Raw genomic sequence first — 23070 nt, 5'->3', positions numbered from 1 at the left:
GAACTTGTCGACGAGGCTAGCGGGCGGTGCCTTTCAGCAGGCTGAGGCGAAGATTACAGTTTTGACAGGTAAGGGCATTGCTTACTGGCGTGAAGTGGACTTTTCCCTTGAAGCCACGGTGTCGCTGCCACAGTTGATGTAGGAAGACGACTTCAACCAGCGCTGGTCCGGGTAGTAGGAGAACAACAGCTGCCCGTCCTTCATCGAATCGATCAGACGATGGGCAATCGCCGGTCTGACGGCCGGGCAACCCAGGCTGCGACCGATCCGGCCATTGGCACGGGCCAGCACCGGGCTGACATAGGGCGCGCCGTGAATGACGATGGCCCGGTCAAAGGCGTTATCGTTGAAGCCTGGCTCCAGGCCTTCCATGCGCAACGAGTAACCGTTCTGGCCGCGGTAGCTCTCTTGTGTGCGGAACAGGCCGAGGCTGGTGGCGTGGCTGTCATTCTGGTTGGAGAACAGCGTGGCCATGTTTTCACCGCTGTTGCGGCCATGGGCGACCAGTTCGTGAAACAGCAACTTGCGCCGTTTAAGGTCGAAGACCCACAGACGTTGTTCGGTCGAGGGCAGGGAATAATCGATCACCGCCAGTCTTTGGGCGGGGGCGACACCTTGGGCGCGGCTGCATTGGGTCGCGCGAACGGCCAGGGCAATCACTTTGGCGTCGGCGCCTGGTGCGGCTTTGACCAGCGCGTTTTCAAGCGAATCGGCGTAGGCTGACGTTACTGAAAGGCACGTCAGTAAAATGGCAAATAAAGGGCCAAAGCGGTTTAGCGCCATAGTCGGGTCTCATCATGATAATTTCGAGTCTAGCTAGCGGCGAGCGGAAAGCTAGCCGTTTGAAACGGGGGATTAAGGATTATCCATGGTGCAATTAACAAGGTCATTCGTCATAAGCCGCATATTTTTTATGGGCTTTCTGATCAGCGGTGCGGCGTTTGGGCAAACTTCGCCGATTGAGCCGGTATCTGCGGCAAGCAGCACAATCGATGCCGCAGCGCCCGACGATGCGGTCGGCCAGGCGATTCAGGCAACACTGGAACCGCTGCGCTCGGCCTTTCCGCCGTTGCTCACTTCCAGGCGCCATCAGCGCGTGGATGTCAGCCGGGTGGTGCTGGATTTCTATATGCATCGCAACTATCGCGCGGCGTGGACAGACGATCGTGATGTGGCCCAGTTGCTCAAGAGTCTTGAAGACACCCGGATCGACGGCCTGAATCCGGCGGATTTTCGCATCAGCGAGCTAGCCCAGGCCCATGAGTCACTGGCAGCGGCCGTGCCTTCCACGGCGCAACGGGCGATGTTCGACATGGCGGCGACCCGCACGTTCATCACCGCGCTGCTGCAACTGCGGCGGGGCAAGGTCGATCCGTCGCGGCTGGACATTCACTGGAATTTCGAGCCTGCCGGCGGCGCTGCCCGCGGGGACATGAACAACCTGTTCGCCGCCCTCGATGCCCATGACGTGGCGCGTGCCTTTGCCGAGGCGCCTCCTCAGGAAGAGATTTACCGCAACTTGCGTGAGGGCCTGGCCCGGTTGCGCCAGGTCCGTGATGCGGGCGGCTGGCCGAAAGTCACTGAAGGGCAATCGCTCAAGCCCGGCATGGACGGCGTGGCTGTCGCACAATTGCGTGCGCGTCTGGTGGCGGGCGGGTATCTGGACCCGCACCTGTCGAAAAAGGCCGGTTACGACGACAAGGTCATTGCCGCGGTGAAGAAGTATCAGACCGAGCAATACCTGGGTGCCGATGGCGTGGCGGGGGCGGCGACGCTGGCGGCACTGAACGTGCCGGTCGAGGCTCGGATCGATCAGGTGCGGGTCAACATGGAGCGCGCCCGGTGGCTGTTGTACAAGCTTCAGGGCACGTTCGTGATCGTCGATATCGCCGGATACAAGGTGGCGATGTACCGCGACGGTCAGCCGATCTGGCGTTCGCGGGTGCAAGTCGGTAAACCGGTGCGCAGTACGCCGGTGTTCCAGGCCGAAATCACCTACATCACGTTCAACCCGACCTGGACCGTGCCGCCGACCATCCTCAAGCAGGACGTGATTCCAAAAGTCCAGAACGATCCGGGCTATCTGGAGGCCAACCGGATTCGCGTGCTCGATCGCGAAGGCAATGTGCTCGATCCGTCGAGCGTTGACTGGAGCAACCCGCGAGGCATCCACCTGCGTCAGGATGCCGGGCCCGACAGTTCGCTGGGGCAGGTGGCGATCCGCTTCCCCAACGACTATGCGATTTACCTGCATGACACGCCGCACCGCGAACTGTTTGCCAAAACGGTTCGGGCCACCAGTTCAGGCTGCATCCGCGTGGAAAACCCGTTGCAACTGGTCGAGTTGTTGTTCAACGACCCGGTGCGCTGGAACAGCGCCGGCATTCAGAAGCAGTTGGCCAATGGCAGGACCGAGAACATCCAGCTACCGGTGAAAGTGCCGGTGCTGTTGGCTTACTGGACCGTGGACCTGAGCAAGGACGGGCGGGTGACATTCAAGCCCGATATTTATGATTACGACGCCAGGGTGCTGCAAGGCTTGAGCCAGCCTACGAAGTTGCCCGCTCTGGATTTGCGTCGTGCAGAGATGCCGCTGGTGGTGAAGGGGCAGAACCAACAGTAATGAATCACACCCCGGACCTTGTAGGAGCGAGCCTGCTCGCGATGGACTCAAGAACGCCGCGTTTAGCCAGTAAGTACGCGTTATCGTTAACGACCATCGTCGGAACGCCGCCCGGAGCAAGCTCGCTCCTACAGAGGACCACATTCGCTTAACTGAACAGCATTGCGTACCTACTGGACTTGCGTCGTGCAGAGATACCGCTGGTGGTGAAGGGGCAGAACCAACTGTAACCAGCGGTTGGAAAAAGGGCGACTTTGGAACGTAATGCCGATCAGTCTGAACACTGCAATCCCTGTGGGAGCGAGCTTGCTCGCGATGGCGGACTGTCAGACACATTGATTTTGAATGTGCGACCGTCATCGCGAGCAAGCTCGCTCCCACAAGGTTTGCGGTGTTCAAATGCTTGACCGACTGGCATCAGCCTCTAAAGCGCCAGCCCTTGTTGCACCACTGCCAGCAGATCGCTTTCCGTCAGCGCCACCGCATCCAGCTGCGCTGTGGCCTGCTCGATCGTTTGTAGCCACCAGTGTGTTTCACCGTGTTCGTCCACAGTGCGCAACAGGGCGAGTTCATTGCCTGTCGTGTGGATCTCGACCCGCCCATCGCCATCTGCTGTGAAGCGCGCAACCGGGTCAAAGGTGAGGCTGTGCCCGTTGCCGGCAATCACCAACTGGTCGATGGCGTAGTCGTACGCGTCGCCATCGGGGTGGCTCTCGAACACGTGGGTGGGGTTGCGCCGCAAGACCAGGCCCGCTTCGGTCAAGGGCAGCAGCCAGGTCTCTATCCGCTGATACAGTTCGTAGACCTGGCCCGGCCAGGCATCGATCGCCTGATCTGCGCTGGTAAGCCGTGTCTGTTTCAATTTTGCCGCGAGCTCGTCTGCCTTGCTCATGTCGATTCCCTGTTTTGAGGTCAATCTAATCGTAGCTCGTTGACGCGCAGGCAGCGCTGCCCTGGGTCATGTTTACAGCACCACCGGGCAGGTGTGATACCACTGGGCAAATGGCCGCCATTTGTCATGGATAACCCCGTAAACTACGGCCCACAAAGATTGAGGGCTTTGGGGCGACGCCCACGCCTTGCCCCGACAGGATGACTTTTTGCCCACACGCTTCAACAATCCGGACCACGCCCCTGGCGTCGCATTGAAACGCATACCGCTGCGCAAGGCCGCGGTATTGTTCATTGCCACGGTGTGTCTGTGCCTGTGCGGTTTGCTCTACCTGCAACTGGAACAGTCCCGTCGCCATGACCTGAGCGACGCGCAAGTGGCGTCTTCGAACCTGACGCGGGCCATGGCGCAGCAAGCCGAAGACACCTTCATGAAGGCCGACCTGGTGCTGACCAGTCTGGTGGACTGGATTCAGGTCGACGGTTTCGGCCCGGACCAGCGACCACGCTTGCAGCAGACGTTCGCCCGGCGGGTGCAGGCGCTGGATCAGTTGCACGGCATCCTGCTGTTCGACCAAAAGGGCCAGTGGGTGGTGACCTCGTTTGAAAACCTGCCCCGGGGTGCCGGGGTCGCGGACCGTGAATACTTCAAGTATCACCAGCAGAACGTATCGTCGGTGGCGYATATCGGCCCGGCCATCCGCAGTCGGGAAAACGGCGAGTGGATCATTCCGGTTTCCAAACGGGTCAACGACAGGAACGGGCATTTCCAGGGCGTGCTGCTGGCCGGCATCAAGATGTCGTACTTCGACCAGTTCTTCAAAAGTTTCAGCCTCGACGACAATGGCTCGATGTTTCTCGGCTTGACCGATGGCACATTGTTGGCGCGTCGACCTTTTGTAGAGGCGCAGATCGGCGTGTCGCTGGCCCAGACCGAGATTTTCCAGAAGTTCCTGCCGCTGACCACCTCCGGCAATGCGCTGTTCACCTCCATCATCGATGGTGTGACACGCATGTACAGTTACCGACAGCTGGAGGCCTATCCGTTGGTGGTCGCCGCTGCGTCGTCCACGGAATCCATTCTCGCGGACTGGTACGACACGGCGTTTCACTCCAGCCTCATCGTAGCCCTGGTATTGCTGGGCGTAGGATTGTTCGGGTGGGTGTTCCTGCATCAGGTGCGTGTTGGCGAGCGGGTCGAGGCGGATTTGCGCAGGGCCCAGCAAGCACTGGAGCTGATCGCCACTCACGACAGCCTGACAGGGCTGGCCAACCGCCGGTTGTTCGAGCGGGCGCTGGGTATCGAGTTCGGGCGCGGCGCCCGGCAGGCCAGCCCCTTGAGCCTGATCATGCTCGATATCGATTACTTCAAGCGCTACAACGATACCTACGGCCATGTGGTGGGGGATCACTGCCTGGCCGAAGTGGCACGGGCGCTGAAGAGTTGCTGCCACCGCAAGGCCGATCTGGCGGTGCGTTACGGCGGTGAAGAGTTTGCGGTGCTGCTGCCCGACACCGACATCCACGGGGCCATGACGATTGCCGAGCAGATCCGCCGCAGCGTCATTGACAAGAGCATCAGTCACACCGGCTCGCCCAATGGCTACGTAACGGTCAGTCTGGGTTGCTATTCGTTCGTGCCGTCGGGGCGTGACAGCATGGACGTGTTTGTCGAACGGGCGGATGCGGCGTTGTATCAGGCCAAGCGTTCGGGGCGAAACCGCGTGGCAACGTTGTCGATGGCCGGTGGAGTCGAGGCGTTGATGCGCTCCGATCGTTGAAGTGCTTTTCCTGCCGCTGGTCCGCCTCTAGGGCCTGGCGGAATTGATAGTCTAGAGTTCCGTTAGCGCTGCCGAATCCGGCAGGCTCCCCCTCGCACGGACGATCGCCAACATGTTGCTACCGCAAGCGTTGACAGCCGTTGCTCTGACCGTCGCAGCCGCTGCCATCTTCCCGCTGGCCAGCCACGCGCAATCGAAAATCACCGCCGAAGAAGCTCACGCAATCGGCGTGGATGCCTACATCTATTTTTACCCGCTGCTGAGCATGGACATTACCCGCAAGCAGTTCACCAACATCGAACCGGGCAAGGAATTCGGCAAAGGCCCGATGAACATGTTTGTGAGTGTGCCGCAGTACCCGCCTGCCGAGTTCAAAGGGGTGGTGCGCGCTAATTTCGACACCTTGTATTCGATTGCCTGGCTGGATTTGACCAAGGAACCGATGGTGATCGCCGCGCCGGATACCGACGGGCGTTTCTACCTGTTGCCGATGCTCGATATGTGGACTGACGTGTTCGCGTCGCCGGGCTGGCGTACCACGGGCACCAAGGCCGGGCAATTTTTGGTGACGCCGCCGGGGTGGACCGGCACGGTGCCCGCCGGGATGAGTCATCTGCCGGCACCCACGCCCTTTGTCTGGGTCATCGGCCGTACCAAGACCGACGGTGCGGCGGATTACGCGGCGGTGCACAAGATCCAGGCCGGCTACACGGTGACGCCGTTGTCCCGCTTGGGCAAGGAGCCTGAAGCCGTCACCGTGAAAATCGACCCGGCGGTGGACATGAAAACGCCGCCGAAGATTCAGGTCGACTCCATGTCGGCTGCCAATTACTTCACCTACGCTGCCGAACTGCTGAAGGTGAACCCGCCGCACAGCACCGACCAGCCAATGCTGGCGCAGCTCAAGCGTATCGGCATCGAAGCCGGCAAGCCGTTCGACATGGACGCGCTGGACCCGCAGATCCAGGCCGCGCTGCAAACGGTGCCGCAGGATGCGCAGGCCTTGATGACCTGGAAGGTGCCGACCCTGGCGCGGGAGGTCAATGGCTGGTCGATGAACACCGACACCATGGGCGTCTACGGCAACTACTACCTCAAGCGCGCCATCGTTACGCAAGTGGGGCTCGGTGCCAACCTGCCCGAGGATGCGATTTATCCGTTGAACATCGGCGACAGCAACGGCAAGTCTCTCGACGGTGCGAACAAATACGTGCTGCATTTCAGCAAGGGCGAGACGCCGCCGGTGAGCGCCTTCTGGTCGATCACCCTGTATGACCCGGAAGGTTTCCAGGTCGGCAACTCGCTCAATCGTTTTGCGGTCAGTAGCTGGATGCCGTTCAAGGCCAACGCCGATGGCTCGCTGGACCTCTATTTCCAGAACGAAAGCCCCGGCAAGGATCTGGAGGCCAACTGGCTGCCGGCACCCAAAGGGCCGTTCAACCTGACCATGCGTCTGTACGGCCCGAAAGCCGAGGCGCTGAATGGCAAATGGAACCCGCCGGCGGTCAAGCCGATGTAAGCCTCAGGTGACAAAAAGCAGGCAATGACTGTACCTCATCGGCTGCTTTTGCCTGTCCAGCTGCCCGTCCCGCCACCCGCGCCACCGGTTCCACCTCCGGGGGCGCCGGTTCCACCACCCGCGCCGCTACCCGGACCATTGACGCCGGTGCTGCCGATTGACGAGCCAGGGCCATGACTGCGGCTGTAGTCACCCGAGGGTGCGCCGGGCCTGTTGTTGTCTGGCAGCATGGTTGAGTTGCGGGTGGCGCCTGAAGTCGTACCGGTCGCGCCAGTGCCAGTGCCAGTGCCATCGCCGGACGCCGCCAAGGTAGCCAGGGGCGTTGCCGACAACAATCCCGCCAAGAGTAGCGAAGTCATTCTGATGTTCATCATGGTCGTCTCCAGGGATGAGTCGTTACCTGATGCTTGTGTAGGGGCTGCGCAAGCGCCGTTGAATGTTTCATTTCCGGTGATTGGCTAAATCAATTGTCGTCGGCAGTGCTTGATCCCGTATACATAGCGGCCACTGGCGGAGCAATCCGCCGCTTGCGTGCAAAAGGATTGAACGATGAGCGAGCCACGCCTGACTGACCGTGCTTTGTATCTGCAACGCCTGGGCTTCGATGCACCTCCGGCACCGACCCTGGAAACCTTGCGCCAACTGCAACTGCGCCATACCGGCGCTTTCCCGTTTGAAAACCTCACCACATTATCCGGCGAACCGGTGCTGATCGACTTGCCGTCTATCGAGCAGAAGGTCTTGCATGGCGGTCGTGGCGGTTACTGCTACGAACTCAACAACCTGTTTCTGGCCTTGCTTCAAGCGCTGGGTTTCGACGCCCGTGCCATCAGCGGCCGGGTGGTGATGGGCCAGCCGGAGGGCGCCTGGACTGCCCGGACCCATCGCTTGAGCCTGGTCATCATCGATGACGTGCGCTACATCACCGACGTCGGCTTCGGCGGCATGGTACCGACCGCGCCGCTGTTGCTCGATTCCCGCGCCGAACAACTCACCCCTCACGAGCCGTATCGCATCGACCTGCACGTCGACGGCTTTACCCTGCGCGCCAACGTTGCGGGGGAATGGCGAGCAATGTACATCTTCGACCTGCAACGCCAGGAAGATATCGATTTTGCCGTGGGCAACTGGTACGTCTCGACCCACCCCGAGTCGTCTTTCGTCAAGCAGTTGATGGTGGCGCGCACCGGGGAAGGGTGGCGGCGTACGCTCAACAACGGCAACTTCKCGATTCACCGGATTGGCCAGGACAGCGAGCGGCGGGAGGTGACGGATGTGCAGGAACTGATTGGCCTGCTGGGCAGCGAGTTCGGCATTCGCGTACCGGAACAGGCGCAATTGGCGCGGACGCTGGAACGATTGATCGCAGCGCCGCAATAGCGAGCCGATCGTAGACATCAAAAAGGGCTGATCCGATTGATCGGCCCTTGGTGTTTCAGGGCCGAACACCCGGCTCCATCACCCGTTGAATTTCGCGCAAGGCCTCTGCCAGTTTCTGCTCCAGGCCCTTGAGTTCGGCAGGGGTGAGGGTTTTTTTCAGGTGTGTGGTCTTGCCTTCGTTGAGCAGGGCCCGGCGCAACGTATTGTTGATCGCCGTCTGGTAACCGTATCCCTCGTTTTCTGCCAGGGCCCGGGCGGCTTCGATGACAGCGTCATCGAGCATGATGGTAATGCGGGTCTTGCCTTTGGCGGGCACCACGGCCCCGCGCCTGGCGTTGCTGAAATCGTATTCGTCTTTCATCGGTCATGCCTCCAGGTACTGACGGCGCTCGCTTTTGGTGGCGATGCGCGCGGAAATGATTCGAACGAAATTCGGATCGCGATGGGTGTACGCGACGACCAGCAACCGGCCTTTGGCATCCAGCCCCGGGGTGATCCAGCGTTGTTCATCATGGTGGTTGTCCTCGATGGTCAGCGCTCGTTCGACATGGAATACCGGTTCAGTCTCTGCGAGGCTGATGCCTTGGTGCTTGAGTTTGTTGGCTGCGTTCTTTGCCTTGTGGACCTGAATTTCGAATGTCTTCATTATGCATACTTTATATGTATAAAAAAGGGGCGGGCCTTACCGATGGTCGCCAGGAATTCGAAAGACTAGTCAGCACCCGAGTTTGGACAGGGAGGGATGTATTTCAAGGTTTTTTGGCGGGGCCTGGAGGGTGGGTAGCAGGTGGAAATGGACAGGTATCCATTTTGTGACTGATAAGTTGTATACAACTCTATAGACATTTGTCACGACTATTGAATACAGTGTGCGAATAACAAAAACCAGGGAACCCCCTACCATGAAAACGCCTCATGTTTCACACCAACGGCCCGAGGACGAAAATCTTGGGATCGGCGCGAATATGGCTTATGGCCTGCAACATGTTCTAACCATGTATGGCGGTATTGTCGCGGTGCCATTGATCATCGGCCAGGCGGCCGGGCTCTCGCCGGCGGACATCGGTTTGTTGATTGCTGCTTCATTGTTTGCGGGGGGGCTGGCAACGTTGCTGCAAACCCTGGGTTTACCGTTTTTTGGTTGTCAATTGCCGCTGGTACAGGGCGTGTCCTTCTCCGGCGTCGCGACCATGGTGGCGATTGTCAGCAGTGGCGGGGAGGGCGGGTTTCAGTCGGTGTTGGGTGCGGTGATAGCGGCGTCCCTGATCGGATTGCTGATAACCCCGGTGTTCTCGCGTATCACCAGGTTCTTCCCGCCGCTGGTGACCGGCATCGTGATTACCACCATCGGCCTGACGCTGATGCCGGTAGCCGCGCGCTGGGCCATGGGCGGCAACAGCCATGCACCGGAATTCGGCAGCGTGGCGAACATCGGCCTGGCGGCGGTAACGCTGGTGCTGGTGCTGCTGCTGAGCAAAATCGGCAGTGCGACCATCTCCCGCCTGTCGATTCTGCTGGCCATGGTGATCGGCACGATCATCGCGGTGTTCCTCGGCATGGCGGATTTCTCGTCCGTAACCCAGGGCCCGATGTTCGGCTTCCCGACGCCGTTCCACTTCGGCATGCCGACCTTTCACTTCGCTGCGATCCTGTCGATGTGCATCGTGGTGATGGTGACGCTGGTGGAGACCTCGGCGGACATTCTGGCCGTCGGTGAGATCATCGGCACCAAGGTCGATTCCAAGCGCCTGGGCAACGGTCTGCGCGCCGACATGCTGTCGAGCATGTTCGCGCCGATCTTCGGTTCGTTCACCCAGAGCGCCTTCGCCCAGAACGTCGGCCTGGTGGCTGTCACCGGCATCAAGAGCCGCTACGTGGTGGCCACTGGCGGTCTGTTCCTGGTGATCCTCGGCCTGCTGCCGTTCATGGGCCGGGTTATCGCCGCCGTGCCGACCTCGGTACTGGGTGGCGCCGGCATCGTGCTGTTCGGCACTGTTGCGGCCAGCGGCATTCGGACCTTGTCCAAGGTCGACTACCGCAACAACGTCAATCTGATCATTGTCGCCACCTCCATCGGCTTCGGCATGATCCCGATCGCGGCGCCGAACTTCTACGATCACTTCCCGAGCTGGTTCGCGACCATTTTCCATTCGGGCATCAGCTCGTCAGCGATCATGGCTATCGTGCTGAACCTGACCTTCAACCATCTCACCGCCGGTAACTCTGACCAGCAATCGGTGTTTGCGGCCGGTACCGAGCGGGTGCTGCGTTATCAGGATCTGGCGGCGTTGCGCGAAGGGGACTACTTCAGCGACGGTAAACTGCACGATTGCGACGGCAAGGAGATACCGGTGGTCGAGGTGGATCACGGGCATGGCGAGCCACGCGCGGCGCACTTAAAAAGCAGCGAGCATGTCTGACGTTCACGGAGACTGAAAAAAGGGCCGATCTGTTGAATAGACAGATCGGCTTTGTGACTATAAAACTAATCGGTCACAAGTTGTCAGTCTTCGATAGGGTGAGTAAGCTGTGCTCATGAATCAGCCATCAATATCTTCATCTTCGCCCAGCCCCCGTGGCCCAGCCGATCACGACATTCGAGACCAGATTGTCGCGGCGGCCAATGAGCATTTCAGTCAGTACGGCTACGGCAAAACGACGGTTTCCGACCTGGCCAAGGCCATCGGATTTTCAAAGGCCTACATCTACAAATTTTTTGATTCCAAGCAGGCGATCGGTGAAGCCATCTGCGCAAATTGCCTGGCAGAAATCGTCGCGGCTGTGGAGCAGGCTGTCAATGTAGAAGACCTGTCGCCGACGGAGCGCTTTCGACGCTTGGTCAAGACGGTGATCGCCACAGGTGTGAATCTGTTCTTCAACGACCGAAAACTCTATGACATTGCAGCGTTCGCGGCGTCGGAAAGCTGGCCCAGTACGCAGGCTTATGACGCACGGATCAAACACTTCGTGTTGCAAATCGTGCGGGAAGGGCGAGAAATTGGCGAATTTGAACGCAAGACTCCGCTGGACGAGACGGTAGAATCGATACATCTCGCGCTGCGGCCATTCGTCAATCCTTTGCTGTTGCAGTACAACCTCGATTTCGTCGAGCAAGCGCCCACGCTCACCTCCAACCTCATCTTGCGTAGCCTCATGCCTTGACCTTCGGCTAAACGGTTACGGCATACCCGGGTCAGCACCCGATCATCAAAACGGCTTCTCACTTTGCCCTTCTTCCCATCTTTCGAAGGGCATTTTATTTATCTGATTTGTGACTATTGACTGAATTGGTCACATGAATAAGTATGGGGATCCGTCGCTTCTACTGCTTCATCTCAGTGATACCCATAGAGTTCAAACAATGAAAACAATATTGCTCAAGAGCCCATTGGGCCTTGCTGTCGTGCTCGCATCCTCAAGCGTTTTTGCAAGCGGCTTCGCTCTCAATGAACAAAGCATCAGTGGGATGGGATCCGGGTTTGCCGGTCGCTCCTCCTCCGCTGAAGATGCGAGCACGGTCTTCGGTAATCCCGCGGGAATGTCCCGCTTGAAAAGAGAGCAGGTCAGCGTGGGGGCGGCGACTCTTTTCGCGAAGTCCGACATAAGCCAGACCCGCAGTACATTCGGAGGTCAGGAAGATGGTGATATGGTGCCCACGACCACGGTGCCTATGGGTTACTACGTCAAACCCATCGATGAGCATTGGGCGTTCGGTGTTGGTTTTTATGTACCGTTCGGTCTGATGACCGATTATGGCAGCGGTTATGCCGGGCGTTACTACGCCAACAAAAGCGAGGTCACGACACTTACGTTCCAGCCCACCGTCAGCTATGCCTTTAACGACAAGGTTTCGATCGGGTTCGGTCCCACCATCAACCGTATCAGCGGTGAGATATCCGGGATGGTGCCCAACCCACTCAGTCCTGGTCGCAACGACGGAAAACTCAAAAGCACTGGCGACGACACGGCCCTCGGTTTCAACGCCGGTATCCTGGTGCAGGCTACAGACCGAACCCGTTTGGGCATGACCTACCATTCCAAAGTCAGTTATCAACTGGATGCCAAGACCAAGGTCACTGACGGCATCTTTAGCGTGTTGGGGGTCAGCGGCCGGAGTTATGACGCTTCGCTGGATGTGAATACACCAGAGTCAGTGGATTTCTCGGTGACTCATCAGCTTGATAACGACTGGACCCTCTACTTGGGGAGCACCTGGACTCGCTGGAGTCGCTTCAAGGAATTAACCATCGAGAACACAGGTTTACCCCCTGCGTTGAGCGGCGCGCTGGGCACCATTACCGAAGAACAGAATTGGCACGATACATGGGCACACGCTATTGGTACGGCGTACCAACTGAATAACCAATGGGTACTTCGCGCAGGTTTTTCGGTTGATCAGTCGCCCACCAACAACACCAACCGGGGGCCACGCATTCCTACAGGCGACCGGAAGGTTATCAGCTTCGGTGCTGGCTGGACTCCGGCGGACAACGTCACGATCGATGTTGCTTATTCCTACCTGTGGGAGGAGAGCGTGCAGGTCAACCAGACCTCGCCGACCAGAGGTGCATACGGTGCCAAATACAAGAACAGTGCGAGCGGGCTCGGTGCTTCCGTCAGTTACCGCTTCTAGTTGAATGCCGTTACACGATGAGTGTCCGGTCGGGAGCACGTCACCTTATCAGCTCATCGTGTCGCAACAGCCTGGGCTTCAGGCGGTTGCCAGCCACCACCGAGCGACTTGAATGCCGCAACCGCCGCTCGTGCCGATTCCGTTCGTGCTTGCGCTCGGGCATCAGAAGCCTGCAGCATCGTCTCGTCAGCGTGCAGGACATCGATCAGGCTGGCCGTGCCTTTCTCATAGGCAATGAACGACGATTGGCGCGCCTGTGTCAGAGACGCCTCTCCGGCGGTGAGGATGGTTGCTTGAGCTTCCCGATTCACCAGTGAGGACAACGCGCTCTCGACATCCTCGGTGGCGCGCAGCGCGGACTGACGGTAAGCGGCCAGGGTTTCGGCTTCCTGTCCCTTGGCCTGGTCGATTTCGGCGTTTATGCGACCGAAGTCGAAGAGTCTCCAGCGCAGTCCCAATACGCCCGCCGACTGGCTGGCGCCGCCGGTAAAAAGGTTGCCTGCGGATACAGCCGTGGCACTGCCCAGCAATGCGCTAAGGGAGAATTTCGGGTAGTACTCGGCAATCGCCTCCCCGATGCGTGCGTTTGAGGCCGCAAGACGGCGCTCAGCCACAATGAGATCTGGCCGGCGGCGCAGCAAATCGGCCGGCGTTCCCATCGCCTTTATCTGCGGCGCTACAGGAATGCTCCCCGCACTTGCCAGTTGCGTACCGATCATTGCCAGGCGTTGAGTTCAACACCTGGCCGAGCGGCGTCTCGATTGACTGGTAGGAGCGCGCGGCCTGTCCGCTGATGTTCCCAGAGGGGAGTAGAGCGGCATTTGCAGCACCTAGTCCGGCCCGCGCCTGCGTGACTCGCGCCGACGCTTGCGCCAGGTCCAGATTCTGCTCAAGCGCCTTGGAGATGAAGTCGGTCAGCACTGGATCACCAAAGCCTTCCCACCAGGCTACAAGGCTGGTCGACGTCGCTCCACGCCGCTGTTCGACAGAAGGCTGACCCAGGTAACGATCCGAAAGCGGAGCGTCTGGACGATGGTAGTTCGGACCGACCGCGCAACCTGCCAATAAGCCGGCGCTGACCAAAAGAGCAATTGGACGGAGGGGAGGCATTGAGATTCCTTCAATAGAGGATGTTTGTGACCATATTTCGTAATAGTCACAACCTGTCAATTGAGGTGATTTGAGCGAATTTTGGGTTTTCTCGTTGGTAGCGCCGTTTATGTGTTGAGCTTGAGACGCTGAATGTTTCATGGTTTGTGACCATTGACACTTATGGTCACTAGACTGAGAATGGGGCACTCGTCCTATTTTCAAGTAAGGGAACCTATGCGCCGGCTTCGACCTTTCCCCATTGCCGCTTGCTTGTTGCCTCTCGTCCTGACGGCATGTGGCGACTCATCCACCGTTGAGGATCCGCGCACGCATGCCCCTCTGGTCAGGTCCGCAGCGGTTCAGGGTTCCTCCGACGCTTCACGTTCTTTCACTGGTGTCGTGGCTGCCCGCGTCCAGGGCGATCTGGGTTTTCGGGTATCAGGCAAGGTGCTTGAGCGTCTGGTTGACACCGGTCAAACCGTTAAACGTGGTCAGCCACTCATGCGCCTTGACCCAATCGACCTGGGGTTGCAGGCGCGAGCACAGCAAGAGTCAGTCATGGCCGCTCGGGCCCGAGCCAAACAGACAGCAGATGACGAGGCTCGATATCGCAACCTGGTCGCCGCAGGTGCTATTTCCGCATCGGCCTATGACCAGATCAAAGCCGCAGCGGATACCGCAAAGGCGCAGCTTGGCGCCGCTGAAGCGCAGGCTGATGTAGCCCGCAATGCTTCTGGTTATGCGGTGCTGTTGGCGGATTCCGACGGCGTGGTGGTGGAGACGCTCGCCGAGCCCGGACAAGTTGTCAGCCCGGGACAGCCCGTGGTTCGACTGGCGCGGGCAGGGCAGCGCGAAGCCATCGTGCACCTGCCCGAGACGTTGCGCCCCGCAGCAGGATCCACCGCGCAGGCGACGCTTTATGGCAATGCCACGGATGCTGTTACAGCGAAGCTGAGGCTGCTTTCTGACTCGGCCGACCGAATGACACGTACCTTCGAGGCGCGGTATGTGCTTGAGGGCGCGCTGGCCAATGCACCGATAGGTTCGACCGTCACGCTTCGGATCGCTGAAGGCGCCACGCAAGGGCGGGGGCTGCAAGTACCGATTGCCGCCGTTTATGACCCAGGCCAAGGCACTGGCGTGTGGGTCATCGCCGGTACGCCGGCGAAGGTGGCCTGGCGACCTGTACAAGTCCTGGGCTTGAGCGACGACACAGTGCGAGTCGCGGGCGACCTCGAGGTCGGCGAGCAGATCGTAGCGTTAGGCGCACATCTGTTGCGCGAAGGTGAAGAGGTGAGATTGCCTCAACAGGATGACGTCAAAGTTGCCGGGGGTCGTCCATGAGCGAGGGGCGCTTCAATCTTTCCGCGATCGCCGTTCGTGAGCGCTCTGTCACGGTGTTTCTGATCTTCCTGATTGCCGTTGCGGGCATCTTGTCGTTCTTTCAGCTGGGGCGTGCGGAAGATCCTCCGTTTACGGTCAAGCAGTTGACGGTCATTACCGCGTGGCCGGGCGCCACGGCGCAGGAGATGCAGGATCAGGTAGCAGAGCCACTTGAAAAACGCCTGCAAGAACTGAAATGGTACGACCGCACGGAAACCTACACCCGTCCTGGCCTTGCTTTCACGATGGTGTCACTGCTCGATAGTACGCCGCCCTCGCAAGTGCAGGAGGAGTTCTATCAGGCGCGCAAAAAGCTCGACGATGAGGCCAGGAAGCTGCCGGCGGGTGTCATCGGGCCAATGGTCAACGACGAGTTTTCGGACGTGACATTTGCACTTTTCGCCCTGAAAGCCAAAGGCGAGCCGCAGCGACTGTTGGTGCGTGATGCAGAGTCGTTGCGCCAACAACTGTTGCATGTGCCGGGCGTGAAGAAGGTCAACATTATTGGGGAGCAGCCCGAACGTATCTTTGTTTCCTTTTCCCATGATCGGTTGGCCACCTTGGGCGTATCTCCTCAGGACATCTTTGCCGCGCTGAATAATCAAAACGTGCTCACGCCCGCGGGCTCGATCGAAACCAATGGGCCACAGGTCTTCCTCCGGCTGGATGGCGCCTTCGATAAGGTGCAAAAGATTCGTGACACACCCATTGCGGTTCAGGGGCGCACGCTCAAACTCTCTGACGTGGCGACGATCGAACGTGGTTATGAAGATCCGGCAACCTTTCTCGTGCGCAATAACGGTGAAGAGGCCTTGTTGCTGGGGATCGTGATGCGTGAGGGCTGGAACGGCCTTGACCTCGGCAAGGCGTTGGACGCGGAGACGGTCAAGATAAATGAAGGCATGCCGTTGGGCATGACGCTCTCCAAGGTCACCGATCAATCTGTGAATATCGGCTCGGCCGTCGGCGAGTTCATGGTCAAATTTTTCGTCGCGCTGCTTGTGGTGATGCTTGTCTGCTTTCTCAGCATGGGCTGGCGTGTAGGCGTTGTGGTCGCTGCGGCTGTGCCGTTGACGTTGGCCGTGGTGTTTGTGGTGATGGCGGCCACTGGAAAGAACTTTGACCGTATTACCCTCGGCTCGTTGATTCTGGCGCTCGGACTGCTGGTGGACGACGCCATCATCGCTATCGAAATGATGGTGGTGAAAATGGAAGAGGGCTACGACCGCGTCAAAGCCTCCGCGTATGCCTGGAGTCATACGGCCGCGCCGATGCTTTCCGGTACGCTAGTGACGGCTATCGGCTTTATGCCCAACGGCTTCGCGCAATCGACAGCCGGCGAGTACACCAGCAACATGTTCTGGATCGTGGGCATTGCCCTGATTGCCTCCTGGGTGGTTGCGGTCGCTTTTACCCCATACCTGGGGGTGAAGATGTTGCCGAACATCAAGAAAGTCGAGGGTGGTCACGCGGCCATCTACAACACCCCCAACTACAACCGCTTCCGCCAGGTTTTGACGCGAGTCATCGCTCGCAAATGGCTGGTGGCCGGTACTGTCGTCGCTTCGTTTGTCGTGGCGATCCTCGGCATGAGCCTGGTCAAGAAGCAGTTCTTCCCTACCTCGGACCGTCCCGAGGTATTGATTGAAGTGCAAATGCCTTATGGGACCTCCATTGAGCAGACCAGCGCCACCACTGCCAAGATAGAGGCCTGGCTGCAAAAGCAGGGTGAGGCAAAAATCGTCACAGCTTATATCGGGCAAGGCGCGCCGCGTTTCTATTTGGCGATGGCGCCGGAACTCCCCGATCCGTCTTTCGCGAAGATTGTGGTGCTGACGGACAGCCAGGAGGAGCGCGAGACCCTCAAGTTCCGTATCCGCGAAGCGACAGCTGAGGGACTTGCCCCAGAAGCGCGTGTCAGGGTGACGCAGCTCGTTTTTGGGCCGTACTCGCCATTCCCTGTTGCCTACCGGGTGATGGGACCTGATCCGTCAAAGTTGCGCGAGATTGCGGGCCAGGTACAGGACGTGTTGCAGTCGAGCCCGATGATGAGAACCGTCAACACCGATTGGGGAGCGCTGACGCCGACGCTGCATTTCGCTCTGGATCAGGATCGCCTGGAGGCGGTGGGGTTGACGTCAAACTCAGTCGCGCAGCAACTGCAGTTCCTGCTGGCCGGAGTACCGATCACCGCGGTTCGCGAGGACATTCGTTCGGTGCAGGTGGTTGGTCGCGCAGCGGGTGATATCCGGCTCGATCCCGCAAAGATAGAAGGCTTCACGTTGGTGGGCGCGGCGGGTCAGCGGATTCCGTTGTCCCAGGTGGGAGCGGTCGATGTGCGTATGGAGGATCCGATCCTCCGACGTCGCGACCGCACGCCGACCATTACCGTGCGCGGCGACATTGCCGAAGGCTTGCAGCCACCGGACGTCTCGAGCGTGATCATGAAGGAGCTGCAACCGGTCATCGACAAGCTGCCTGGCGGATACCGGATTGAGCAGGCGGGTGCCATCGAGGAGTCGGGAAAGGCCGGTAAAGCGATGTTGCCGTTATTCCCGATCATGATCGCCATGACGCTGCTGGTCATCATTCTGCAGGTGCGTTCGATCTCGGCGATGATCATGGTGTTCCTCACCTCGCCACTGGGGTTGATTGGTGTGGTGCCGACACTGCTTATCTTCCAGCAGCCGTTTGGTATCAACGCGCTGGTCGGCCTGATCGCCCTGTCGGGCATTTTGATGCGCAATACGCTGATTCTGATTGGGCAAATCCACCACAACGCGCAAGAAGGGCTGGACCCGTTTCACGCAGTGGTCGAAGCCACGGTACAACGTGCCCGCCCGGTACTGCTGACAGCGCTGGCGGCAATCCTGGCATTCATTCCGCTGACACACTCCGTCTTCTGGGGGACGCTGGCCTACACGCTGATCGGAGGCACCTTCGTCGGAACCATCATGACGCTGGTGTTCCTGCCAGCGATGTACGCCATCTGGTTCAAGATCCGTCCTGACAATACGGGTCAAACTGAAGCAGCGAATAAGCAGGCGAGCCTGGTGGAGAGGACGCCACCCCGTCCTCTCGCCGCTCACCAGACCACAAAGCTGTAGGTCATATCCAACAGAACGCCAAAACGAAAAAACCCGCCTGAGAAGGCGGGTTTTTCGGTGGTTTCAGAGATTTTGAAAGCCTTCTCTGGAACCTTGTCTGGCTCCACGACCTGGACTCGAACCAGGGACCCAGTGATTAACAGTCACTTGCTCTACCAACTGAGCTATCGCGGAATGGCGCGTATCTTACTGATTCAAAAAGAGAAGTCAAGCATCGAATAACAATTGGAGCGAATCATCGGGACGGGCGGTGGTTTAGCGGCGATTGGCGGTTACCAGGATCGCCCCAGAGGTCTACCATGGCCGCCCGGAAGTGGTGACACGCGCTGCCGGCCATTCGCCGAAAAGGTATGCGCCATGAATCATTTGACCCTCACACCTCGACACCACGGGGTGCACCCATGAGCATCTCTCAGATCAGCCTGCCCAAAGGTGTCGGCCCCCACGCCGAAAAGTTGTTCGACGCCATCACTCAGGCCGGCACCGCTGAAGCATTGAGCCGCGCGGGTGGCAAGGCGGAAGGTTTCGTCCTGGGGCTGGAAAGCACCAAGGCGATCAAGAGTCAGATCGCCGAATCGCTCTACGTCGCCTATGACGATGCGGTCAGTCAGCGTGCGACCGAGCTGGCTTAACCGCCGAAGGTAATCGTGCCAAGCATCAGTTTGGCGTAGAGCGCCGTGGCGCCCAGTTGCACCAGCCATAGCGCCAGACCACCGAGAAAGACGCCAGCAGCGACTTGCATTACCAGGTTGCTGCCGCGTTTTGTCGGGGCGCGGGGGGCGAAGTGATCCAGGTCATCCAGGTCATCGCGGTCAGCGCGAAGGTCATCGTTTTTCATGTGGGTTCTCGCAGGAATTCCAGGGTGTACACAAAACCTGTAGGAGCGAGCCTGCTCGCGATGGCAACAGCACATTCACCATCAATGGTGACTGGTACATCGCTATCGCGAGCAGGCTCGCTCCCACATTTTGGATTGTGTGGAGTTTAGAGGGCTGAGCCCGTGCTTTGAGATTTATCTGCGACAAATAAAAAACGGGAAGCCTAATGGCTTCCCGTTTTTCGTATCACGACGCGATTCAGATCACCTGAACGATGGCATCCGTAACGGCCTTGATATTGCTCTGATTCAGCGCGGCCACGCAGATGCGGCCGGTGTCCAGGGCGTAGATGCCGAACTCGTTGCGCAAGCGGTGAACCTGCTCAACGCTCAAGCCGGAGTACGAGAACATGCCGCACTGACGACCGACGAAGCTGAAATCGCGTTGAGGCGCTTTTTGTGCCAGCAGATCGACCATCTGGGTGCGCATGCCGCGGATGCGCAGGCGCATTTCGGCCAGTTCGGCTTCCCACTGGGCGCGCAGTTCCGGGCTGTTCAGCACCGCAGCGACAACGCTGGCACCGTGGGTCGGCGGGTTGGAGTAGTTGGTGCGGATTACGCGTTTGACTTGCGACAGCACGCGCGCGCTTTCTTCTTTCGATTCGCTGACGATCGACAGGGCACCTACGCGCTCGCCGTACAGCGAGAACGACTTGGAGAACGAGCTGGAAGCGAAGAAAGTCAGGCCCGACTCGGCGAACAGACGCACGGCAGCGGCGTCTTCGTCGATGCCATCGCCGAAACCTTGGTACGCCATGTCGAGGAACGGCACGTGGCCTTTGGTTTTAACGACTTCCAGGACGTTTTTCCAGTCGGCCGGGCTCAGGTCCACGCCAGTCGGGTTGTGGCAGCAGGCGTGCAGCACAATGATCGAGCCGTTTGGCAGCGCGTTCAGGTCTTCCAGCATGCCGGTGCGATTCACGTCGTGGGTCGCGGCGTCGTAGTAACGGTAGTTCTGCACCGGGAAACCCGCGGTTTCGAACAGGGCGCGGTGGTTTTCCCAGCTCGGATCGCTGATTGCCACAACGGCGTTCGGCAGCAGTTGCTTGAGGAAATCGGCACCGATTTTCAGAGCACCAGTACCGCCAACGGCTTGGGTGGTGATCACGCGGCCAGCGGCGATCAGCGGCGAGTCATTGCCGAACAGCAGCTTTTGCACGGCCTGGTCGTAGGCGGCGATGCCGTCGATTGGCAGGTAGYCACGGGAAACGTGTTGAGCGGCGCGAATGGTTTCGGCTTCGACAACGGCGCGCAGGAGTGGAATTCGCCCCTCCTCGTTGCAGTAAACACCGACCCCCAGGTTGACTTTGTTGGTCCGGGTATCGGCGTTGAATGCTTCGTTGAGGCCCAGGATTGGATCGCGTGGTGCCATTTCGACAGCGGAGAACAGGCTCATTATTGCGGCGGCTCTGAATGGAGAGTGGAGGGACGTGTCGCGCTCCAGCCGAATGCACTAGAGCGGTGCACAAACGGGGAGCTAGTATAGAGGCCATCGGCGATTGCTGGCGACAGGCGATTCGGCTTTTCGGTTAAGTTTTTCCGATTATTTTTCGACCGTTAGTCGATTGGTCGTGTCGGAGACTTTACCGGATGTAGGACGTTTGCCTTGAAAGCGCTGGCAATCGGCTCCACATTGAGCACAATCCAGTTTTTTCCTCGGGCGACATCGGTCGTTTGCGGTCTTTCTCGTTCGTGCCGGTTTTGCCGGCAAGAGTGATCCAGAGGTATTTCATGTCTGAATTCCAGCTAGTCACCCGTTTCGAGCCCGCCGGCGATCAGCCGGAAGCCATCCGCCTGATGGTCGAGGGTATCGAAGCCGGGCTGGCGCACCAGACGCTGCTCGGTGTGACCGGCTCGGGCAAGACCTTCAGCATCGCCAACGTCATTGCCCAGGTGCAGCGCCCGACCCTGGTGCTGGCGCCGAACAAGACCCTGGCGGCGCAGTTGTACGGTGAGTTCAAGGCGTTCTTCCCGAACAACGCGGTGGAGTATTTCGTTTCCTACTACGACTACTACCAGCCGGAAGCCTACGTGCCGTCCTCGGACACCTTCATCGAGAAAGACGCCTCGATCAACGATCACATCGAACAGATGCGTCTGTCGGCGACCAAGGCCTTGCTCGAGCGCAAGGACGCGATCATCGTCACCACGGTGTCCTGCATCTACGGTCTGGGCAGTCCGGAAACCTATTTGAAGATGGTGTTGCACGTGGATCGCGGCGACCGGCTCGATCAGCGCGAATTGCTGCGACGCCTGGCCGACCTGCAGTACACCCGCAATGACATGGATTTTGCCCGCGCGACCTTCCGCGTGCGTGGCGATGTGATCGATATCCACCCGGCGGAATCCGATTTCGAGGCGATCCGCATCGAGTTGTTCGACGATGAAGTGGAAAGCCTGTCGGCGTTCGATCCGCTGACCGGCGAAGTCATTCGCAAACTGCCGCGTTTCACCTTCTACCCGAAGAGCCACTACGTGACGCCACGGGAAACCCTGATGGACGCGGTCGAAGGCATCAAGGTCGAGTTGCAGGAGCGCCTGGAATACCTGCGCTCCAACAACAAACTGGTGGAAGCCCAGCGCCTGGAGCAGCGCACCCGTTTCGATCTGGAGATGATCCTCGAACTGGGTTACTGCAACGGCATCGAAAACTACTCGCGCTATCTGTCCGGCCGCGAAGCCGGCGCGGCGCCACCAACCCTTTACGATTACCTGCCGGCCGATGCCTTGCTGGTGATCGACGAATCCCATGTCAGCGTTCCGCAGGTCGGTGCCATGTACAAGGGCGACCGCTCGCGTAAAGAGACCCTGGTCGAATACGGTTTCCGCCTGCCCTCGGCCCTGGACAACCGGCCAATGCGTTTCGATGAGTGGGAAAGCATCAGCCCGCAGACGATTTTCGTCTCGGCGACGCCAGGTAACTATGAAGCCGAGCACGCCGGGCGCGTCATTGACATGGTGGTGCGCCCGACCGGGCTGGTGGACCCACAAATCGAGATCCGCCCGGCACTGACCCAGGTCGACGACTTGCTGTCGGAAATCACCAAGCGCGTCGCTCTGGAAGAGCGGGTGCTCGTCACCACGCTGACCAAGCGCATGGCCGAGGATTTGACCGATTACCTGGCCGACCACGGCGTGCGCGTGCGTTACCTGCACTCGGACATCGACACCGTGGAGCGGGTCGAGATCATCCGCGACCTGCGCCTGGGCACCTTCGATGTGCTGGTGGGCATCAACCTGTTGCGCGAAGGTCTGGACATGCCGGAAGTGTCGCTGGTAGCGATCCTCGATGCCGACAAGGAAGGCTTCCTGCGGTCCGAGCGCTCGCTGATCCAGACCATCGGCCGCGCGGCGCGTAACCTCAATGGCCGGGCGATTCTCTATGCGGACCGCATTACCGGTTCCATGGAACGGGCAATCGGCGAAACCGAGCGTCGTCGCGACAAGCAGATTGCGTTCAACCTGGCCAATGGCATCACGCCGAAGGGCGTGTTCAAGGACGTTGCCGACATCATGGAAGGTGCCACCGTGCCCGGTTCGCGCAGCAAGAAGCGCAAAGGCATGGCCAAGGCCGCCGAGGAAAACGCCAGGTACGAAGCGGAATTGCGCTCGCCGGGCGAGATCGCCAAGCGTATCAAGGCCCTGGAAGAGAAGATGTATGCGTTGGCGCGTGATCTGGAGTTTGAAGCAGCGGCGCAGATGCGCGACGAGATTACCAAGTTGCGCGAGCGCCTACTGACTGTTTGATCTTTAGTGCCTGAACTGGCCTCATCGCGAGCAGGCT

Annotated in this window: 18 protein-coding genes, 1 tRNA gene and 1 pseudogene; 11 read left to right on the top strand and 9 right to left on the bottom strand. The window is 59.3% G+C overall.

The features are described 5' to 3' along the window. Positions 1–81 precede the first annotated feature (81 nt). Positions 82–783, bottom strand: coding sequence for a murein L,D-transpeptidase catalytic domain family protein (locus tag AC1DU9_RS14500; RefSeq protein WP_477810378.1), 702 nt, complete (start codon positions 781–783; stop codon positions 82–84). Between the two features lie 85 nt (positions 784–868). Between AC1DU9_RS14500 and AC1DU9_RS14495 the strand changes: the two genes are divergently transcribed. After that, positions 869–2623: a L,D-transpeptidase family protein gene (locus AC1DU9_RS14495; protein WP_477810377.1), complete on the top strand. Its 1755-nt coding sequence runs from the start codon at positions 869–871 to the stop codon at positions 2621–2623. 424 nt (positions 2624–3047) lie between these two features. On the opposite strand, the gene AC1DU9_RS14490 is transcribed toward AC1DU9_RS14495, so the two are convergent. Beyond that, positions 3048–3515, bottom strand: a complete 468-nt coding sequence (locus AC1DU9_RS14490) for a hypothetical protein (protein WP_477810376.1) — start codon at positions 3513–3515, stop codon at positions 3048–3050. 208 nt (positions 3516–3723) lie between these two features. Between AC1DU9_RS14490 and AC1DU9_RS14485 the strand changes: the two genes are divergently transcribed. Together AC1DU9_RS14485 and AC1DU9_RS14480 are read left to right on the top strand one after the other, a co-directional pair. Continuing rightward, positions 3724–5295: a sensor domain-containing diguanylate cyclase gene (locus AC1DU9_RS14485; RefSeq protein ID WP_477810375.1), complete on the top strand. Its 1572-nt coding sequence runs from the start codon at positions 3724–3726 to the stop codon at positions 5293–5295. A gap of 112 nt (positions 5296–5407) precedes the next feature. Then, positions 5408–6814, top strand: coding sequence for a DUF1254 domain-containing protein (locus AC1DU9_RS14480; RefSeq protein ID WP_477810374.1), 1407 nt, complete (start codon positions 5408–5410; stop codon positions 6812–6814). Between the two features lie 35 nt (positions 6815–6849). On the opposite strand, the gene AC1DU9_RS14475 is transcribed toward AC1DU9_RS14480, so the two are convergent. After that, the gene (locus tag AC1DU9_RS14475) at positions 6850–7188 is read right to left on the bottom strand and encodes a hypothetical protein (protein ID WP_477810373.1); all 339 of its coding nucleotides are present in this window, start codon (positions 7186–7188) and stop codon (positions 6850–6852) included. Positions 7189–7363: 175 nt separating this feature from the next. Here AC1DU9_RS14475 and AC1DU9_RS14470 point away from each other — a divergent pair, with 175 nt between their 5' ends. Then, on the top strand, positions 7364–8194 hold the full coding sequence (locus AC1DU9_RS14470) for an arylamine N-acetyltransferase family protein (protein ID WP_477810372.1): 831 nt from the start codon (positions 7364–7366) through the stop codon (positions 8192–8194). A 55-nt stretch (positions 8195–8249) separates the two neighbouring features. Here the strand turns inward: AC1DU9_RS14470 and AC1DU9_RS14465 are convergent, their stop codons facing one another. Continuing rightward, complete coding sequence (locus tag AC1DU9_RS14465; protein ID WP_223457037.1) at positions 8250–8555, bottom strand: BrnA antitoxin family protein; 306 nt, start codon at positions 8553–8555, stop codon at positions 8250–8252. Between the two features lie 3 nt (positions 8556–8558). Further along, positions 8559–8840, bottom strand: coding sequence for a BrnT family toxin (locus tag AC1DU9_RS14460; RefSeq protein ID WP_477810371.1), 282 nt, complete (start codon positions 8838–8840; stop codon positions 8559–8561). Positions 8841–9096: 256 nt separating this feature from the next. On the opposite strand from AC1DU9_RS14460, the gene AC1DU9_RS14455 reads away from it, so the two are divergent. The 3 genes from AC1DU9_RS14455 to AC1DU9_RS14445 all read left to right on the top strand — a co-directional run bounded on the left by AC1DU9_RS14455 (position 9097) and on the right by AC1DU9_RS14445 (position 12827). After that, positions 9097–10614, top strand: coding sequence for a nucleobase:cation symporter-2 family protein (locus AC1DU9_RS14455; protein ID WP_223457041.1), 1518 nt, complete (start codon positions 9097–9099; stop codon positions 10612–10614). A gap of 115 nt (positions 10615–10729) precedes the next feature. Continuing rightward, complete coding sequence (locus AC1DU9_RS14450) at positions 10730–11356, top strand: TetR/AcrR family transcriptional regulator (protein ID WP_223457043.1); 627 nt, start codon at positions 10730–10732, stop codon at positions 11354–11356. A gap of 199 nt (positions 11357–11555) precedes the next feature. Next, entirely contained in the window at positions 11556–12827 is a 1272-nt protein-coding gene (locus tag AC1DU9_RS14445; protein ID WP_457266245.1) for an OmpP1/FadL family transporter, read from the top strand. Between the two features lie 53 nt (positions 12828–12880). On the opposite strand, the pseudogene AC1DU9_RS14440 reads toward AC1DU9_RS14445, so the two are convergent. Then, positions 12881–13937 (bottom strand): annotated as a pseudogene (locus tag AC1DU9_RS14440) (TolC family protein). Between the two features lie 216 nt (positions 13938–14153). On the opposite strand from AC1DU9_RS14440, the gene AC1DU9_RS14435 reads away from it, so the two are divergent. Further along, positions 14154–15263, top strand: a complete 1110-nt coding sequence (locus AC1DU9_RS14435; RefSeq protein WP_477810370.1) for an efflux RND transporter periplasmic adaptor subunit — start codon at positions 14154–14156, stop codon at positions 15261–15263. Next, positions 15260–18409, top strand: a complete 3150-nt coding sequence (locus AC1DU9_RS14430) for an efflux RND transporter permease subunit (protein WP_477810369.1) — start codon at positions 15260–15262, stop codon at positions 18407–18409. The genes AC1DU9_RS14435 and AC1DU9_RS14430 overlap by 4 nt, the downstream gene beginning before the upstream one ends. 98 nt (positions 18410–18507) lie before the next feature. Here AC1DU9_RS14430 and AC1DU9_RS14425 read toward each other — a convergent pair. Next, positions 18508–18583 (bottom strand) — tRNA-Asn (locus AC1DU9_RS14425). Between the two features lie 227 nt (positions 18584–18810). On the opposite strand from AC1DU9_RS14425, the gene AC1DU9_RS14420 reads away from it, so the two are divergent. After that, on the top strand, positions 18811–19041 hold the full coding sequence (locus AC1DU9_RS14420; RefSeq protein ID WP_223457051.1) for a hypothetical protein: 231 nt from the start codon (positions 18811–18813) through the stop codon (positions 19039–19041). On the opposite strand, the gene AC1DU9_RS14415 is transcribed toward AC1DU9_RS14420, so the two are convergent. Continuing rightward, a complete protein-coding gene (locus AC1DU9_RS14415; RefSeq protein WP_477810368.1) occupies positions 19038–19247 on the bottom strand; it encodes a hypothetical protein in 210 nt (69 codons plus the stop codon). The genes AC1DU9_RS14420 and AC1DU9_RS14415 overlap by 4 nt on opposite strands. Positions 19248–19485: 238 nt before the next feature. After that, positions 19486–20682 (bottom strand): amino acid aminotransferase, encoded by a 1197-nt coding sequence (locus AC1DU9_RS14410; RefSeq protein WP_477810367.1) that lies wholly within the window; start codon positions 20680–20682, stop codon positions 19486–19488. Between the two features lie 335 nt (positions 20683–21017). Between AC1DU9_RS14410 and uvrB the strand changes: the two genes are divergently transcribed. Next, entirely contained in the window at positions 21018–23033 is a 2016-nt protein-coding gene (gene uvrB / locus AC1DU9_RS14405; RefSeq protein ID WP_477810366.1) for an excinuclease ABC subunit UvrB, read from the top strand. Positions 23034–23070 lie beyond the last annotated feature (37 nt).

Source organism: Pseudomonas sp. P4_C1, assembly GCF_056402155.1.
The sequence above is the reverse complement of the archived record's forward strand: the minus strand, read 5'-3'. Positions and strand labels throughout refer to the sequence as shown.

Coding starts and splice junctions, on each gene's coding strand:
- AC1DU9_RS14500 (WP_477810378.1), bottom strand. CDS start 783: ATGGCGCTAAACCGCTTTGGCCCTTTATTTGCCATTTTACTGACGTGC.
- AC1DU9_RS14495 (WP_477810377.1), top strand. CDS start 869: ATGGTGCAATTAACAAGGTCATTCGTCATAAGCCGCATATTTTTTATG.
- AC1DU9_RS14490 (WP_477810376.1), bottom strand. CDS start 3,515: ATGAGCAAGGCAGACGAGCTCGCGGCAAAATTGAAACAGACACGGCTT.
- AC1DU9_RS14480 (WP_477810374.1), top strand. CDS start 5,408: ATGTTGCTACCGCAAGCGTTGACAGCCGTTGCTCTGACCGTCGCAGCC.
- AC1DU9_RS14475 (WP_477810373.1), bottom strand. CDS start 7,188: ATGATGAACATCAGAATGACTTCGCTACTCTTGGCGGGATTGTTGTCG.
- AC1DU9_RS14465 (WP_223457037.1), bottom strand. CDS start 8,555: ATGAAAGACGAATACGATTTCAGCAACGCCAGGCGCGGGGCCGTGGTG.
- AC1DU9_RS14460 (WP_477810371.1), bottom strand. CDS start 8,840: ATGAAGACATTCGAAATTCAGGTCCACAAGGCAAAGAACGCAGCCAAC.
- AC1DU9_RS14455 (WP_223457041.1), top strand. CDS start 9,097: ATGAAAACGCCTCATGTTTCACACCAACGGCCCGAGGACGAAAATCTT.
- AC1DU9_RS14450 (WP_223457043.1), top strand. CDS start 10,730: ATGAATCAGCCATCAATATCTTCATCTTCGCCCAGCCCCCGTGGCCCA.
- AC1DU9_RS14445 (WP_457266245.1), top strand. CDS start 11,556: ATGAAAACAATATTGCTCAAGAGCCCATTGGGCCTTGCTGTCGTGCTC.
- AC1DU9_RS14435 (WP_477810370.1), top strand. CDS start 14,154: ATGCGCCGGCTTCGACCTTTCCCCATTGCCGCTTGCTTGTTGCCTCTC.
- AC1DU9_RS14430 (WP_477810369.1), top strand. CDS start 15,260: ATGAGCGAGGGGCGCTTCAATCTTTCCGCGATCGCCGTTCGTGAGCGC.
- AC1DU9_RS14420 (WP_223457051.1), top strand. CDS start 18,811: ATGAGCATCTCTCAGATCAGCCTGCCCAAAGGTGTCGGCCCCCACGCC.
- AC1DU9_RS14415 (WP_477810368.1), bottom strand. CDS start 19,247: ATGAAAAACGATGACCTTCGCGCTGACCGCGATGACCTGGATGACCTG.
- uvrB (WP_477810366.1), top strand. CDS start 21,018: ATGTCTGAATTCCAGCTAGTCACCCGTTTCGAGCCCGCCGGCGATCAG.